Source organism: Streptomyces sp. NPDC014995, from assembly GCF_043080745.1.
GTDB lineage: Bacteria > Actinomycetota > Actinomycetes > Streptomycetales > Streptomycetaceae > Streptomyces.
Window position 1 is genome coordinate 82,763 of sequence record NZ_JBIBVX010000011.1, and the last position, 13,964, is coordinate 96,726.

11 protein-coding genes are annotated in these 13,964 nt (G+C 72.6%); 3 read left to right on the forward strand and 8 right to left on the reverse strand.

Annotation, left to right across the window (positions count from 1 at the left end; all coding sequences use genetic code 11):
* Positions 1–108 precede the first annotated feature (108 nt).
* Both ACF1A1_RS22315 and ACF1A1_RS22320 read left to right on the forward strand, forming a co-directional pair.
* On the forward strand, positions 109–2,529 hold the full coding sequence (locus ACF1A1_RS22315; protein WP_392002106.1) for an ATP/GTP-binding protein: 2,421 nt from the start codon (positions 109–111) through the stop codon (positions 2,527–2,529).
* 148 nt (positions 2,530–2,677) lie between these two features.
* Complete coding sequence (locus tag ACF1A1_RS22320) at positions 2,678–4,264, forward strand: PucR family transcriptional regulator (RefSeq protein WP_392002108.1); 1,587 nt, start codon at positions 2,678–2,680, stop codon at positions 4,262–4,264.
* A gap of 20 nt (positions 4,265–4,284) precedes the next feature.
* Here the strand turns inward: ACF1A1_RS22320 and ACF1A1_RS22325 are convergent, their stop codons facing one another.
* The 7 genes from ACF1A1_RS22325 to ACF1A1_RS22355 all read right to left on the reverse strand — a co-directional run bounded on the left by ACF1A1_RS22325 (position 4,285) and on the right by ACF1A1_RS22355 (position 12,044).
* Entirely contained in the window at positions 4,285–4,737 is a 453-nt protein-coding gene (locus ACF1A1_RS22325) for a hypothetical protein (protein WP_392002110.1), read from the reverse strand.
* A 124-nt stretch (positions 4,738–4,861) separates the two neighbouring features.
* Positions 4,862–6,295 (reverse strand): NAD(P)/FAD-dependent oxidoreductase, encoded by a 1,434-nt coding sequence (locus ACF1A1_RS22330; RefSeq protein WP_392002111.1) that lies wholly within the window; start codon positions 6,293–6,295, stop codon positions 4,862–4,864.
* Positions 6,296–6,317: 22 nt separating this feature from the next.
* Positions 6,318–7,118 carry an ABC transporter permease gene (locus ACF1A1_RS22335; RefSeq protein ID WP_392002113.1) on the reverse strand — a complete coding sequence of 267 codons (801 nt, stop codon included), beginning with the start codon at positions 7,116–7,118 and terminating at the stop codon, positions 6,318–6,320.
* Positions 7,118–8,047, reverse strand: coding sequence for an ABC transporter permease (locus tag ACF1A1_RS22340; protein ID WP_392002114.1), 930 nt, complete (start codon positions 8,045–8,047; stop codon positions 7,118–7,120). Before ACF1A1_RS22340 ends, ACF1A1_RS22335 begins: the two co-directional genes overlap by 1 nt.
* Complete coding sequence (locus ACF1A1_RS22345; RefSeq protein ID WP_392002116.1) at positions 8,047–9,204, reverse strand: ABC transporter ATP-binding protein; 1,158 nt, start codon at positions 9,202–9,204, stop codon at positions 8,047–8,049. Before ACF1A1_RS22345 ends, ACF1A1_RS22340 begins: the two co-directional genes overlap by 1 nt.
* Entirely contained in the window at positions 9,201–10,448 is a 1,248-nt protein-coding gene (locus ACF1A1_RS22350; protein WP_392002118.1) for a spermidine/putrescine ABC transporter substrate-binding protein, read from the reverse strand. Before ACF1A1_RS22350 ends, ACF1A1_RS22345 begins: the two co-directional genes overlap by 4 nt.
* A 51-nt stretch (positions 10,449–10,499) precedes the next feature.
* On the reverse strand, positions 10,500–12,044 hold the full coding sequence (locus ACF1A1_RS22355) for a gamma-aminobutyraldehyde dehydrogenase (RefSeq protein WP_392002120.1): 1,545 nt from the start codon (positions 12,042–12,044) through the stop codon (positions 10,500–10,502).
* A gap of 210 nt (positions 12,045–12,254) precedes the next feature.
* Between ACF1A1_RS22355 and ACF1A1_RS22360 the strand changes: the two genes are divergently transcribed.
* Positions 12,255–12,812: an NADAR family protein gene (locus ACF1A1_RS22360; protein WP_392002121.1), complete on the forward strand. Its 558-nt coding sequence runs from the start codon at positions 12,255–12,257 to the stop codon at positions 12,810–12,812.
* Between the two features lie 11 nt (positions 12,813–12,823).
* On the opposite strand, the gene ACF1A1_RS22365 is transcribed toward ACF1A1_RS22360, so the two are convergent.
* On the reverse strand, positions 12,824–13,951 hold the full coding sequence (locus ACF1A1_RS22365; RefSeq protein WP_392002123.1) for a hypothetical protein: 1,128 nt from the start codon (positions 13,949–13,951) through the stop codon (positions 12,824–12,826).
* Positions 13,952–13,964 lie beyond the last annotated feature (13 nt).

The window sequence follows — 13,964 nt, forward strand, 5'->3', positions numbered from 1 at the left end:
GCCGGTCCCCGGCACGGGCCCGGCCGCGTAAGCGGTGAACTCCCCTTGCGAGGGCGTTAGATTGACTCGGCGACGACGGACGGAACGGCTGGTCAGGGGGCAACGGCGATGGACAGCGACGGGACGCAGGACGCGCGGGGCACGCACGCGGATCCTGTGCCGCGCCCGGCGGGGCCGCCACCGCGCCCCGCCGTACCGCCGGCGCCCCCCGCGGTGCCGCCGCGGCCGGCCCGAGCGCCGGGCGCGTCCGAGGCGTCCGAGCAGGCCGCGCCGCCGCCCTCCTCCGCCGTGGCCGCCTGGCTGAACGAGGCGCGTCCGGCCGCCGAGCCGGGCATCTGGCGGTTCGGGTACCGGCCGCCGAAGGCCGGGCGGGCGGCGGAGCGGCTCGCGCCCGTCACGCTCGTCGGCATGCTGATCCCGCTGGTGGCCGCGCTGGTGCTGTGGTCGCTGTGGCGGCGCGGCGGCCTTCCGTACCAGTTCGCGCCGCTGCGGCTGTTCACGCCGGACGACTGGTGGTGGGGCGGCACGACCGCCTCCCCGAGGACCACGCAGGGCGCCGAGGCCCGGGTGGTCTACGACGGGGTCTTCTTCGCCGTCCTGCTCTACGCCATGGGCCGGCTGGGCGGCTGGCTCGACGCCGCGCGCCACTTCGTCGGCCGCCGGCCACAGCCCGCGCGGGCCCTGCTCGCCCTGCTGTGCGCCCTGGCCGCGCTGAGCTTCGTCTTCCCGAGCGCGTTCCCGGGGGTCGGCTGGGACGCCCTGCCGGTCGTCGCCCCGCTGTTCTCGCTCGTCGTGCTGATCTCCGGCAGCTACGAGCTGTTCGCCTCCCCCGCGTTCACCGACTCGCTCTACGCGGTGATCACGCTGTTGGTGGTGTGGCCGTTCGCGCTGCTCGGCGGCTGGTGGCCGTACCTGAGGGAGCGGCTCGCCGCCCGGCGCGCGGCGCCCGACCGTCCCGGGCCGGCGAGCGGGGAACGGCCGCGCGCGCAGTGGCCGGAGCTGCGGGACGCGGGGCAGTACGAGGCGGCGGACGTACTGACCGCCGAGGTGGCGGCCGGGCGGATGAACGACGTGGACTGCGCGCGCGTCACGCGCGCGTGGTCGGCCGGACTCCCGGACTTCCGGGAGACGGTGCTGCGGGAGGCGGGCGCCGCCTGGGCGCACCCCTCCGGCGACCGCGACCTGTCCCGGCGCGGCGCACGCCACGACCTGCTGGCGGGCCAGGTGCGCATCGGGCGCTGGGTGGCCGCCGAGCGCGCCCCTCTCCCCTACCGCGACGCGGGCGCCGCGCTCGGCCCGGACGTGCTGGGCACCTCGCTGCTGGCGGTCGGGCCGTCCGGCTCGGGCAAGACACGGACGCTCGTCGAACCGCTGACCGAGGCGCTGGCCCTCCAGGCGCTCACCGGCGGCTGCGCGCTCGTCGCGGTCTCCGCCCCGGGCAGCCCGCTCGGCTCCGACTCCGCGTTCGACGTGATCGTGCGGATCGGGGACCCGTCGTCCGTCCACGACCTGGACCCGTACGCGGAGTCCGAGGACCCCGACGAGGCCGCCGCCGTCCTCGCCGAGGCGCTGGTGGGCGACCTCGACACCGTGAACGGGCAGAGCGCGGCCACCGCGCTCGCCCAGCTGCTCGGCCCCTACCGGGCCGTGCACGGACGGTTCCCGGCCCTGCCCGAGCTGCGCGAACTCCTCGAGGGCGAGCCCGCGGCGCTGTCCGCGCTGCGGGAGGCCGTGGCCGGGGACGAGGTCATGCGCCGTGAGCTCGACGCGCGGCTCCGTCAGACGGGCACGCCCGGTGATCCGGGCCGCGCGCTCGCCGACCGGCTCGCGCTGCTGAACCGGCCGGTCTTCGCCGGTTTCTTCGACGGGGGCGGCCGACCGGGCGGCGCGCACCGGGCGTTCTCGCTGCGGGCCGTCGCCCACCACCCCCTGCGGGTACGCGTCGACCTGCCCGAGCGCGGTCACGAGGAGGCGGGCCGGCTGATCACCCGGCTCGTCCTCGCCCAGTTCCACGCGGTCGTACGGGAGGGCCGGCGCACGCACTTCGCCTGTCTGGTCCTGGACGACGCGACGGGGACGGTCACCGCGGAGTCGGTGCGCCGCGTCCAGCGGCTGCGCTCGCAGAACGCGGGCGTGGTGCTCGCCCTGCGGACCATCGGTGACGTCCCCGAGTCGCTGCACGGGCCGCTGTACGGGGCGGTCGGCTGCCGGATGGCGTTCTCCGGCATCACCACGTGGGACGGCAGCCGGTTCGCGCAGACCTGGGGCACCGAGTGGGTGGAGACGACGGAGGTCGCGAAGCACACCGTCTTCGCGGACCAGCCGATGACCCGCGCGATCCACGCCCTGCGCAAGCTGGTCACCGGCAAGGCCGTGACCACGGACGCGGTGACCGTGCGCCAGGTCGAACGGGAGCGGTGGTCGGCCTCCCGGCTGGCGCACGAGGTGCCGCCCGGGCACGCGGTGCTGTCCCTGACGACCGTGGAGGGCGAGCACGCGCCGCCGCTGCTGGTGGACCTGCGGGGCTGAACCGGCGCGGGGACTCCTCCAGTGAGGCAGAATCGACACAGGCCCTTCATACGAAGCGGCCAAAAGATCACGCGGAAGACGACGTACACGATCCTCGTCGGACGCACACGATCCTCGTCGACGATCGCCCCTCAGACCTGAAGGCCCCATGCCCCCCACGCTCGCCTCGCTCGTCCACCACTCCGCGCTGAAGCTGACCGTGCGGGCGGGCGGGGACCGCCTGGACGTGCCGGTGCGCTGGGCGCACGTCAGCGAGCTCGCCGATCCCGTGCCGTACATGGAGGGCGGCGAGCTGCTGCTGATCACCGCGCTGAAACTGGACGCGGAGGACCCCCAGGCCATGCGGCGCTATGTGAAGCGCCTGGCCGGGGCGGGGGTGGTCGGGCTCGGCTTCGCCGTCGGCGTCAACTACGAGGAGATCCCGAAGGCTCTGGTGGACGCGGCGGAGGAGGCGGGCCTGCCACTGCTGGAGGTGCCGCGCCGCACGCCCTTCCTCGCCATCAGCAAGGCGGTGTCGGCGGCGATCGCGGCCGACCAGTACCGGGCGGTCACGGCGGGCTTCGCGGCCCAGCGGGAGCTGACCAGGCAGGCGCTGACCGACGGCCCGGAGGGCCTGCTGGCCGCGCTCGCCTCCCAGGTCGACGGCTGGGCGGCGCTGTACGACGCCTCGGGCGCCGTCGTCGCGGCCGCGCCCGAGTGGGCGGGTCGGCGGGCGGCACGGCTCACGGCGGACGTGGAGCGGCTGCGGGACCGGCCGGCGCCGGCCTCGGCGGTGGTCGGCGGACCGGAGCACTCCGACCACGACGACCGGGTCGAACTGCACTCCCTGGGCACCGGCCGCCGCCCCCGCGCGGCCCTCGCGGTCGGTACGGCGTCGGCCCTCGGCACGGCGGAGCGCTACGCCGTCCACTCGGCCATCGCCCTGCTCACCCTCACCACGGAACGCTCCCGCTCCCTGCACGCGGCCGAACAGCGCCTCGGCGCGGCGGTGCTGCGCATGCTGCTCGCCGGCGAACCGGACCACGCCCGGGCCGTCGCGGGGGACCTGTACGGCAGTCTGCTCGACGCTCCCTTCCGGGTGATCGTCGCGGAGGCGCCGCACGGGGCGGGGGACGCACTTGGGGCCCTGGCCGAGGTCGTCGAGTCGGCGGCCGCCCGCTCGGGCGAGGCGGTGCTGGTGGTGCCCGAGGGCGAACGGCTGGTGGTGCTGGGCGCGGACGAGGGCAAGGCCGTGCTGGCGTGCGGGAACCACGCGGCGACGCTGGAGCAGGCCCGCGCGGCCGGGACCGTCCGGGAGGGCGGCGAGGAGGACCACCTGGTCGTCGGCCTGTCCGCGCCGTCCGGCCCGATCGCGGCGGCCGCGGCCTACAAGCAGGCCGAACAGGCCCTGTCCGTGGCCCGCCGCCGGGGCCGTGTCCTCGTGGAACACGAGCAGCTCGCCGCGGGCTCGGTCCTCCCCCTCCTCGCGGACGACGCGGTGAAGGCCTTCGCGGACGGTCTGCTGCGAGCCCTGCGCGAACACGACGCGACCGGCCGGGGCGACCTGGTCGCCTCCCTGCGCGCCTGGCTCTCCCGCCACGGCCAGTGGGACGCGGCAGCCGCCGACCTGGGCGTCCACCGCCACACCCTGCGCTACCGCATGCGCCGCGTGGAGGAGATCCTGGGGCGCTCGCTGGACGACCCGGACGTGCGGATGGAGTTGTGGCTGGCGCTGAAGGCGACGTCACCGGAGTAGCCGGGGAGGGCGGCCGGGGGTCAGGTGTGCTCTCCCCGGGGCGGGCCCGCCGCCGCCTCGTGCATCGCGCGTTCGAGGAGGAACGGGTCGGTCAGGGTGCCCGAGCCGTCCGGGGGGACCAGCCAGCGGATGCTTCCGGTCGAGCGGCCGGGATGGGGCACGACGATCCAGGTGCCCGCTCCGGCCGTGCGGATCCCGGTGCCGAGCCAGCGGGCGGCCGTGCCCGGCGGCACGAGGAAGCCCGCCCGGTCGTCGTCGAAGGCGGCCAGTACGGGCCCCGGCCGGTCGAGGACGCGGGTCAGGACGTCGAGCGTGGGACTGCCGAGCCGGCTCGGCAGGATGAGCAGGTCCCAGGCCTCGCCGACGGGCAGCACGGCGACCCCGAGGGGGTCGCGCTCCCATTCCCGGCGGCAGGCCTCGGGGTCCGGTGCGACGGATGCCAGCCATGCGACGGCCGTCTTCGCCCCAGCCATGAGGGGACCTCCCTTTCTCTCGTGGACGCGTGCGCGTCAGGAAGGGAGAGAGAGGTCCCCGGCCGGCATTACGCGGGTTCCGGCCACCCGTCGGGGTGAACGGCTCGCTCCATCGCAGAGGCCGTCAGCTGTCGAAGCCGAGGCCCAGCCGGTCCATCGTCCGCAGCCACAGGTTGCGCCGTCCGGCGTGCGCGTCCGCCCGCGCCAGCGACCACTTGGTGAGGGCGATGCCCGTCCAGGCGAAGGGCTCCGGCGGGAAGGGCAGCGGCTTCTTGCGGACCATCGCCAGGGACGTGCGCTCGGTGGTCTCCCCGGCCAGCAGGTCCAGCATCACCTCGGCCCCGAACCGGGTGGCGCCGACGCCGAGTCCGGTGTAGCCGGCCGCGTAGGCGACCTTGCCCTGGTGTGCCGTGCCGAAGAACGCCGAGAAGCGCGAGCAGGTGTCGATCGCGCCGCCCCACGCGTGCGTGAAGCGGACGCCCTCCAGCTGCGGGAAGCAGGTGAAGAAGTGCCCGGCGAGCTTGGCGTACGTCTCCGGCCGGTCGTCGTACTCGGCGCGGACGCGGCCGCCGTACGGGTAGATCGCGTCGTAGCCGCCCCACAGGACGCGGTTGTCGGCGGAGAGGCGGAAGTAGTGGAACTGGTTCGCCGAGTCGCCCAGGCCCTGGCGGTTCTGCCAGCCGACCGAGGCGAGCTGCCCGGCCGTCAGCGGTTCCGTCATCAGCGCGTAGTCGTAGACCGGGACGGTGTACGACCGCGCCCGCCTGACCAGGCTCGGGAAGACGTTCGTGCCGAGCGCGACCCGTCGGGCGCGGACCTGCCCGTACGGGGTGCGTACGGTCATCCCGGCGCCGTACGGCTTCAGCGTCAGCGCGGGCGTGTGCTCGTGGACGCGGACGCCGAGCTTCAGACAGGCCCGTTTCAGGCCCCACGCGAGCTTGGCCGGGTGCAGCATGGCCACGCCCCGGCGGTCGTACAGACCCGCCTGGAAGGTGGGCGAGTTCACCTGCTCGCGGACCGCGTCGGCGTCGAGGAACTCGATGCCGTCGGCGAGGCCCTCGCGTGCGATCTCCTCGTACCAGTCGCGCAGGTGCCACGCCTGGTACGTCTCGGTCGCGACGTCGATCTCGCCGGTGCGCTCGAAGTCGCAGTCGATGCCGTGCCGGGCGATCGCCGCCTCGATCTCGTCGAGGTTGCGCTCGCCCAGCTCCCGCAGCGTGTGGATCTCCTCCGGCCAGCGGGCGAGCCCGTTGGCCAGACCGTGCGTGAGGGAGGCCGCGCAGAAGCCTCCGTTGCGGCCCGAGGCGGCCCAGCCCACCTCGCGGCCCTCCAGCAGCACCACGTCCCGCTGCGGCTCGCGCTCCTTGGCGATCAGCGCGGTCCACAGTCCGCTGTAGCCGCCGCCGACGACCAGCAGGTCGCAGGTCTCGGCGCCGGTGAGAGCGGGCTCGGGGCGGGGCTTGCCGGGGTCTTCCAGCCAGTACGGGACCGGCTGGGCCTCCGACAGGGACTTCGTCCAGTTGGTGTCTCTGCCACGGCTCATGGCGCTCGGGGCCATGATTTCAACTCCCTACGGCTGCTTATGCCTTGCGCCTGTTACGGCGGTTGCCGACGACCATCGAGGTCAGGACGAGCAGTACGGCGACGAGGAACATGGCCGTACCGATGACGTTGATCTGGACGGGCGTTCCGCGCTGTGCCGAACCCCAGACGAACATGGGGAAGGTGACGGTCGAGCCCGCGTTGAAGTTGGTGATGATGAAATCGTCGAAGGAGAGCGCGAAGGCGAGCATCGCGCCCGCGGCGATTCCCGGTGCCGCGATCGGCAGGGTGACGCGGAGGAACGTCTGCAAGGGTCCGGCGTACAGGTCCTGGGCCGCCTGCTCCAGCCTCGGGTCCATCGACATGACGCGTGCCTTGACGGCCGTCACGACGAAGCTGAGGCAGAACATGATGTGCGCGATGAGGACCGTCCAGAATCCCAGCTGCGCGCCCATGTTGAGGAACAGGGTGAGCAGCGAGGCCGCCATGACGACCTCGGGCATCGCCATGGGCAGGAAGATCAGCGAGTTCACGGCCCCCCGCGCGCGGAAGCGGTAGCGGACGAGCGCGAAGGCGATCATCGTGCCGAGGACGGTGGCGCCGAGCGTCGCCCAGAAGGCGATCCGGAGGCTGAGCGACAGCGAGCCGCACAGGCCCGGGACGCCGCACGGGTCCTGCCAGGCGTCCGTGGAGAACTGCTGCCACGCGTAGTTGAAGCGTCCCTTCGGTGCGTTGAAGGAGAACACCGTGACGACGACGTTCGGCAGCAGGAGATAGGCGAGGGTCAGAAGTCCCGCGATGACGACGAGATGGCGCTTGAGCCAGTTGACGAACGGCATCAGACCAGATCCTCCGTCCCGGACCTGCGGATGTAGAAGGTGACCATGAAGAGGATCGCGGCCATGAGGATGAAGGAGAGGGCGGCCGCGGTCGGATAGTCCAGGATCCGCAGGAACTGCGTCTGGATGACGTTTCCGATCATGCGGGTGTCGGTCGAGCCGAGGAGTTCGGCGTTGACGTAGTCGCCGGCCGCCGGGATGAAGGTCAGCAGCGTGCCGGAGACCACGCCGGGCATCGACAGCGGGAAGGTGACCTTCCGGAAGGTCGTGAGCGGCTTGGCGTACAGGTCGCCGGCCGCCTCGTGCAGCCGCCCGTCGATGCGCTCCAGCGAGGTGTAGAGCGGCAGGATCATGAACGGCAGGAAGTTGTACGTCAGACCGCACACCACCGCCAGCGGCGTGGCGAGCACCCGGTCGCCGGAGGTCCAGCCGAGCCAGCTGGTGACGTCCAGGACGTGCAGCGTGTTGAGCGCGCCGACGACCGGCCCGCCGTCCGCGAGGATCGTCTTCCAGGCGAGCGTGCGGATCAGGAAGCTGGTGAAGAACGGCGCGATCACCAGGACCATGATCAGGTTCCGCCAGCGGCCCGCCCGGAAGGCGATCAGGTACGCCAGCGGGTAGCCGAGCACCAGGCACAGCGCGGTCGCGGCGGCCGCGTAGGCGACCGAGCGCAGGAACTGCGGCCAGTACTCGCCGAGCGCGTCCCAGTAGGTCGCGAAGTGCCAGGTGACCTTGTAGCCCTCCTCCAACGAGCCCGTCTGCACGGAGGTGGAGGCCTGGTAGACCATCGGCAGCGCGAAGAAGACCAGCAGCCAGAGCAGGCCCGGCAGCAGCAGCCAGTACGGCGTCCAGCGGCCCCTCCTGCGCGGTGGCTTCGTCCCGGGGGCCGTCGGTGCGAGAGGCGGGGGCGCCTCGGTGAGGGTCGACATCAGGCGGCCGCCTCTTCCTCGGTGCCCGCGTCGATGTCCTGGGCCGCGTCCAGGCCGAAGGTGTGGGCCGGGCTCCAGTGCAGGACGACCTCGGCGCCGGGGGCCAGGCGGGCGTCGCGGTCGACGTTCTGGACGTAGACCTCGAACTCCGGGCAGACGGCGCTGTCGACGACGTACTGCGTGGAGACGCCGATGAAGGAGGTGGCGGTGATCCGGCCGGTGACGCGGTTGCGTCCGTCGGGGATCCCGCCGGCGTCGTCGGTGTGGGTGAGGGAGATCTTCTCGGGCCGGACGCCGACCAGCACCCTGCCGCCCGCCGTGGCCGGCGTGGCACAGCGCGCCTGGGGCAGCACCAGCTTGCCGTCGCCCGCCGTGAGCACGATGTCGTCGCCGCTCGTGGAGTCGACCTCGGCCTCGATGAGGTTGGAGGTGCCGAGGAAGTTGGCGACGAACGTCGTCCTCGGGTTCTCGTACAGGTCGGCGGGCGAGCCGAGTTGCTCGACGCGGCCCGCGTTCATCACGGCGACCGTGTCGGCCATGGTCATGGCCTCCTCCTGGTCGTGCGTGACGTGGATGAAGGTGATGCCGACCTCGGTCTGGATGCGCTTGAGCTCCAGCTGCATCTGGCGGCGCAGCTTGAGGTCGAGGGCGCCGAGGGGCTCGTCGAGGAGGAGCACCTTGGGGTGGTTGATCAGCGCACGGGCCACGGCCACCCGCTGCTGCTGGCCGCCGGAGAGCTGGTGCGGCCTCTTGCGGGCCTGCTCCCCGAGCTGGACGAGGTCCAGCATCTCCTCCACCTGCTTCTTCACCGACTTGATACCGCGCCGGCGCAGGCCGAAGGCGACGTTCTCGAAGATGTCGAGATGCGGGAAGAGGGCGTACGACTGGAAGACCGTGTTCACCGGCCGCTTGTACGGCGGGAGTGCCGTCACGTCCTGGTCGCCGAGGTGCACGGTGCCGCAGGAGGGTTCCTCCAGTCCGGCGATCATGCGCAGGGTGGTGGTCTTGCCGCAGCCGGAGGCGCCGAGCAGGGCGAAGAAGGAGCCCTGCGGGACGGTCAGGTCGAGCGGGTGGACGGCGGTGAACGAGCCGTAGGTCTTGCCGATGCCGGAGAGGCGGACGTCGCCGCCGTTGTCTGTCGTCTTCATCGTCGTCACGCCCCAGTGAGCTTCGCGAACTTCTCTTCGTAGGCCGTCTCTTCCTTCGTGCTCAGGGAGCGGAAGGCATGGGACTTGGCCTGCATGGCCTGGTCGGGGATGATCAGCGGGTTGTTCGCCGCATCCTCGTCGATCTTCGCGAGCTCCGCCTGCACGCCGTCGACGGGACAGACGTAGTTGATGTAGGCGGCGAGCTCGGCGGCCGCCTGCGGCTCGTAGTAGTAGTCGATGAGCCGTTCGGCGTTGGTCTTGTGACGCGCCTTGTTGGGGATCAGCATGTTGTCGCTGGACGTCATGTAGCCGCTGTCCGGGATGACGAAGTCGACGTCGGGGCTGTCCGCCTTGAGCTGTACGACGTCACCGGCCCAGGCGATGCAGGCCGCGAAGTCCCCGCTGGTGATGTCGGACGTGTAGTCGTTGCCGGTGAAGCGGCGGATCTGGCCGCTGTCCACGGCCTTCTGGAGGCGGGCGACGGCCGCGTCGTAGTCGTCGTCGGTGAACTTCGCCGGGTCCTTGCCCATGTCGAGCAGCGTCATGCCGATGCTGTCGCGCATCTCGGTGAGGAAGCCGACGCGCCCCTTGAGCCTGGGGTTGTCCAGCATGTCGGAGACCGACTTCACCTCGATGCCGTCGAGCGCCTTCTTGTTGTAGGCGATGACGGTCGAGATGCCCTGCCAGGGGTACGAGTACGCCCGTCCCGGGTCCCAGTCGGGGCTGCGGAACTGGCTCGACAGGTTGGCGTAGGCGTGCGGCAGGTTGGACGGGTCCAGTTTCTGCACCCATCCGAGGCGGATGAGGCGGGCGGCCAGCCAGTCGGTGAGGACGAGGAGGTCGCGGCCGGTGTCCTGGCCCGCGGCGAGCTGCGGCTTGATCTTGCCGAAGAACTCGTTGTTGTCGTTGATGTCCTCGGTGTACTTGACCTTGACACCGGTCCGCCGGGTGAACGCCTCGAGGGTGGGGTGGCGCTTCCCCGAGTCGTCCACGTCCATGTACTCGGTCCAGTTGGAGAAGGTGACGGTCTTCTCCTCGGCCGAGTGGTCCTCGGCGGACGTGCCGCCCTCGGTCCGGCCGGCCGCGGGGATCCCGCAGGCGCTCAGCGCCCCGAGACCGCCCAGCGTCAGGGCGCCGCCCGCCGAGGCGCGCAGCAGCGACCTGCGGGTCATGGCCGCCCTGCCGTTGCGCAGGCTGCGCCGCATGGCGGCCACTTGGGGCGGGGTCAGGCGGTCGGGCTCGTACTGCTCCATGCGCGTGGTGCCCTTTCGGGAGGTCTGGCCGTGGTCGGCGGCCGGTCGTCGCTAACGGTCCCCGAAGACGGTGCGGTGCCAGGGCTTCCGGGCAACCGCCGTGTTATCGAACATAACGTGCTTGATCTGCGTGTACTCCTCGAACGAGTACATGGACATGTCCTTGCCGAAGCCGGACGCCCGGTACCCGCCGTGGGGCATCTCGCTGATGATCGGGATGTGGTCGTTGACCCACACGCACCCGGCCCTGATCTCGCGTGTCGCCCGGTTCGCGCGGTAGACGTCACGGCTCCAGGCGGAGGCGGCCAGCCCGTACGGCGTGTCGTTGGCCAGCCGGATCCCCTCGTCGTCGCTGTCGAAGGGCAGGACGACCAGGACCGGCCCGAAGATCTCGGACTGGACGATCTCGCTGTCCTGCGCCGCGTCCGCGATGAGGGTGGGGAGGTAGTAGGCCCCGTTCTCGAGCTCTCCGCGCGGGGCCTCGCCGCCGGTCACCACGCGCGCGTAGGCGCGCGCCCGGTCGACGAAGGCGGCGACCCGGTCGCGGTGGACGTGCGAGATCAGTGGCCCGAGGTCGGTGCCCGGGGCGAACGGATCCCCGAGCCGGACGGTCTCCATGAGGGCGGCGGTCCGCTCGACGAACGCCTCGTAGAGGGGCCGCTGCACGTACGCGCGCGTGGCGGCCGTGCAGTCCTGCCCGGTGTTGATGAGGGCGCCGGCGACGGCGCCGTTGGCGGCGGCCTCCGGATCGGCGTCGTCGAAGACGACGAAGGGGGCCTTCCCGCCGAGTTCCAGGTGCAGCCGCTTGACGGTGGCGGTGGCGATCTCGGCGACGCGCCGGCCGACGTCGGTGGACCCGGTGAAGGAGGTCATCGCCACGTCGGGGTGTCCGACGAGATGCTCACCGGCCTCCTTCCCGGTCCCGGTGACGATGTTGACGACCCCGTCCGGGATCCCGGCGTCGGTGGCGGCCTGCGCGAACAACAGCGAGGTCAGCGGGGTGAGTTCGGCCGGCTTGAGTACGACGGTGTTGCCCGCGGCGATGGCCGGGAGGATCTTCCAGGCGGCCATCTGGAGCGGGTAGTTCCAGGGGGCGACGGAGCCGACCACGCCGATGGGCTCGCGGCGCACGTACGAGGTGTGGTCCCCGGAGTACTCCCCCGCCGACTGTCCCGCGAGCTGCCGGGCGGCACCCGCGAAGAAGGCGGTGTTGTCGATGGTCCCGGGAACGTCGAACTCGCGGGTCAGCTTCAGCGGCTTGCCGCACTGCGACGACTCGGCCCGGGCGAAGTCCTCCGCGCGCTCGGCGAGAACGGCGGCGAAGCGGTGCAGGGCGTCGGAGCGCTCGGCCGGAGTGGCACCCGCCCAGCCCGGGAAGGCGGCACGGGCGGCCGCGACGGCCGCGTCGACGTCGGCCGTGGAGGCGAGTTCGTAGGTGTACACCTCCTCGCCGCGGGCCGGATCGACCACGGCGTGGGTCCGCCCGGACGTCCCCTTCCTCAGGCGCCCCGCGATGTACTGGGCGCCGTCCGCGAAACGTTCCCGTGCGGGAAACCGGTCGGATCGGTCCGGGATGGCGGTGCCCGGGTTCTGCATGTCGCTCTCCTCCGCCTTCACCCCGCTGTGCACGGGGCCGGGTGGCGTAGCTCCAGCTCGATGTGAGTGCCGATCCTGACAGAGCAGTGGCACTCCAACAAGGGATTCCGTTGTTGCCTTTTGGTTACGCGACGGAATCTGTCGACGGGGTGGTGAGCCCGTCACGAAAAGGAGGGACGCGCTGTCAGCGGCGCGTGCCACAGTGGCGGCATGGAGAAGATCGATTCCTGGGAAGCCCTGGTCGGGCAGGTCCGGGCGGGGGCGAGGATCAGGTACCTGCACTTCTGGGGCCACCGGCCGCTCCCCGACGGCCGGGTGGGCGCGAGCTGTCTGAGCCAGTGGTGGCCGTCCCCCTTCACGGTGGACGGGGTCACCTACGCGACGGCCGAGCACTGGATGATGGCCGGCAAGGCGCGGCTCTTCGGCGACGCGGAGGCGGAGCGCGAGGCGCTGGCCGCCGGGCACCCCTCCGAGGCGAAGAAGGCCGGCCGCCTGGTCCGTGACTTCGACGAGGCGACCTGGGAGCGGGAGCGGTTCCGGATCGTGGTGGAGGGCAGCGTCCACAAGTTCACGGCCCACCCCGAGCTGCGGGAGTTCCTGCTGAACACGGGCGGGCGGGTGCTGGTGGAGGCGAGCCCCGTCGACCGTGTGTGGGGCATCGGCCTCGCCGCGGGCGACGAGGCTGCGTCGGATCCGCGGCGGTGGAGAGGGCCGAACCTGCTGGGTTTCGCGCTGATGGAGGCGCGGGAGCGCCTGCGGAGCGGATGAGCCCGGCCGGCTCAGCCGGCCACGATCACCAGCACCGCCAGCCCGATTCCCAGCACGAACCCGGCCGCGCCGCAGATGATGCCGGCGAGGGCCTGCCCCGGGTTCGAGGCCTCGCCCCGCCTGGCCTTCGCCCGGCCGATCAGACCGAACATCACGGCGAGGACGCCCGTGACGATGGCCGCGGGCCACATGCAGAACCCGCCGGCCGCGATGATCCCGAGCACCATCGCGGTGATGCCCATGCCGTTCTCCATCGGCCGCATCCCGGGCCACCCGTAGGGGCCCGGCGCACCGCCGTAGCCGACCGGTGCCGCGTATCCCCGCCCACCGGGATGGGGGTACGGCATTCGGCCCGGCCCGTCCGGAGCGATCGGCGGCGGGGGAACGGCCCCGTCCTGCACGACGGGAGGCGCGAAGGGGTGCGGGCCGCCGGCCGCCGTGGCGGGGTTCGGCGGCGGGAAGGAAGCCAGGGAGCCGTTCGCCGGCGGGGCCGCGGGGCTCGCCCACCCCTGCGGGACGCCGTCCCCGACAGCCGGGGCGGCCGGGGTCACGCTCGGCAGCGAGGTGACCGTCCGCTGGTCGTGAACGGACAGGGACGGTGCCTGGTCCCGCGTCCCGCCCTGACCGGCGGCAGCCGCGTCCTTGCTCAGCGCCACCCTGGGCTCCGCGTCCTCGCTCAGCGCCACCCTGGGCTCCGCGTCCCGCGGCTCACCAGCCCTCTCGGGACCCGCGTACTGCGGCTCACCGGTCCGCCCGGGACTCGCATACTGCGGTGCTTCGGTCCCTTCCGCGCTCGCGTCCCGCGACTCGGCGGCCCCCTCCGGACTCGCGTCCCGCGGCTCACCGGCCCACTGGGGATTCACGTGGGGCTCGCCGGCCCCTTCCGCGCTCGCGTCCCGCAGCTCACCGGCCCACTGGGGACCCACGTACTGCGGCTCCCCGGCCCCTTCGGCGCTCGCGTCCCGCGACTCGGCGGCCGTCTCGGCGCTCGCGGACTGCGGCCCTTCGGCCCCCTCCGCGCTCGCGTACTGCGGCCCTTCGGCCCCCTCCGGGACGGACCCGGGCGCGGACCACGGGTTGTGGCCGGCGTCCGCGGCCGTGTTCTCCGGCGCTTCCGGCGTCGACGCGTCGTCGGACATGCGCGAGCCCCCC

What these genes read in the sequence shown, in the direction of transcription:
- ACF1A1_RS22325 (WP_392002110.1), bottom strand. Translation starts at nt 4,737, where the DNA reads ATGGCTGGGGCGAAGACGGCCGTCGCATGGCTGGCATCCGTCGCACCG.
- ACF1A1_RS22360 (WP_392002121.1), top strand. Translation starts at nt 12,255, where the DNA reads ATGGAGAAGATCGATTCCTGGGAAGCCCTGGTCGGGCAGGTCCGGGCG.
- ACF1A1_RS22340 (WP_392002114.1), bottom strand. Translation starts at nt 8,047, where the DNA reads ATGTCGACCCTCACCGAGGCGCCCCCGCCTCTCGCACCGACGGCCCCC.
- ACF1A1_RS22365 (WP_392002123.1), bottom strand. Translation starts at nt 13,951, where the DNA reads ATGTCCGACGACGCGTCGACGCCGGAAGCGCCGGAGAACACGGCCGCG.
- ACF1A1_RS22330 (WP_392002111.1), bottom strand. Translation starts at nt 6,295, where the DNA reads ATGGCCCCGAGCGCCATGAGCCGTGGCAGAGACACCAACTGGACGAAG.
- ACF1A1_RS22335 (WP_392002113.1), bottom strand. Translation starts at nt 7,118, where the DNA reads ATGCCGTTCGTCAACTGGCTCAAGCGCCATCTCGTCGTCATCGCGGGA.
- ACF1A1_RS22355 (WP_392002120.1), bottom strand. Translation starts at nt 12,044, where the DNA reads ATGCAGAACCCGGGCACCGCCATCCCGGACCGATCCGACCGGTTTCCC.
- ACF1A1_RS22350 (WP_392002118.1), bottom strand. Translation starts at nt 10,448, where the DNA reads ATGGAGCAGTACGAGCCCGACCGCCTGACCCCGCCCCAAGTGGCCGCC.
- ACF1A1_RS22320 (WP_392002108.1), top strand. Translation starts at nt 2,678, where the DNA reads ATGCCCCCCACGCTCGCCTCGCTCGTCCACCACTCCGCGCTGAAGCTG.
- ACF1A1_RS22315 (WP_392002106.1), top strand. Translation starts at nt 109, where the DNA reads ATGGACAGCGACGGGACGCAGGACGCGCGGGGCACGCACGCGGATCCT.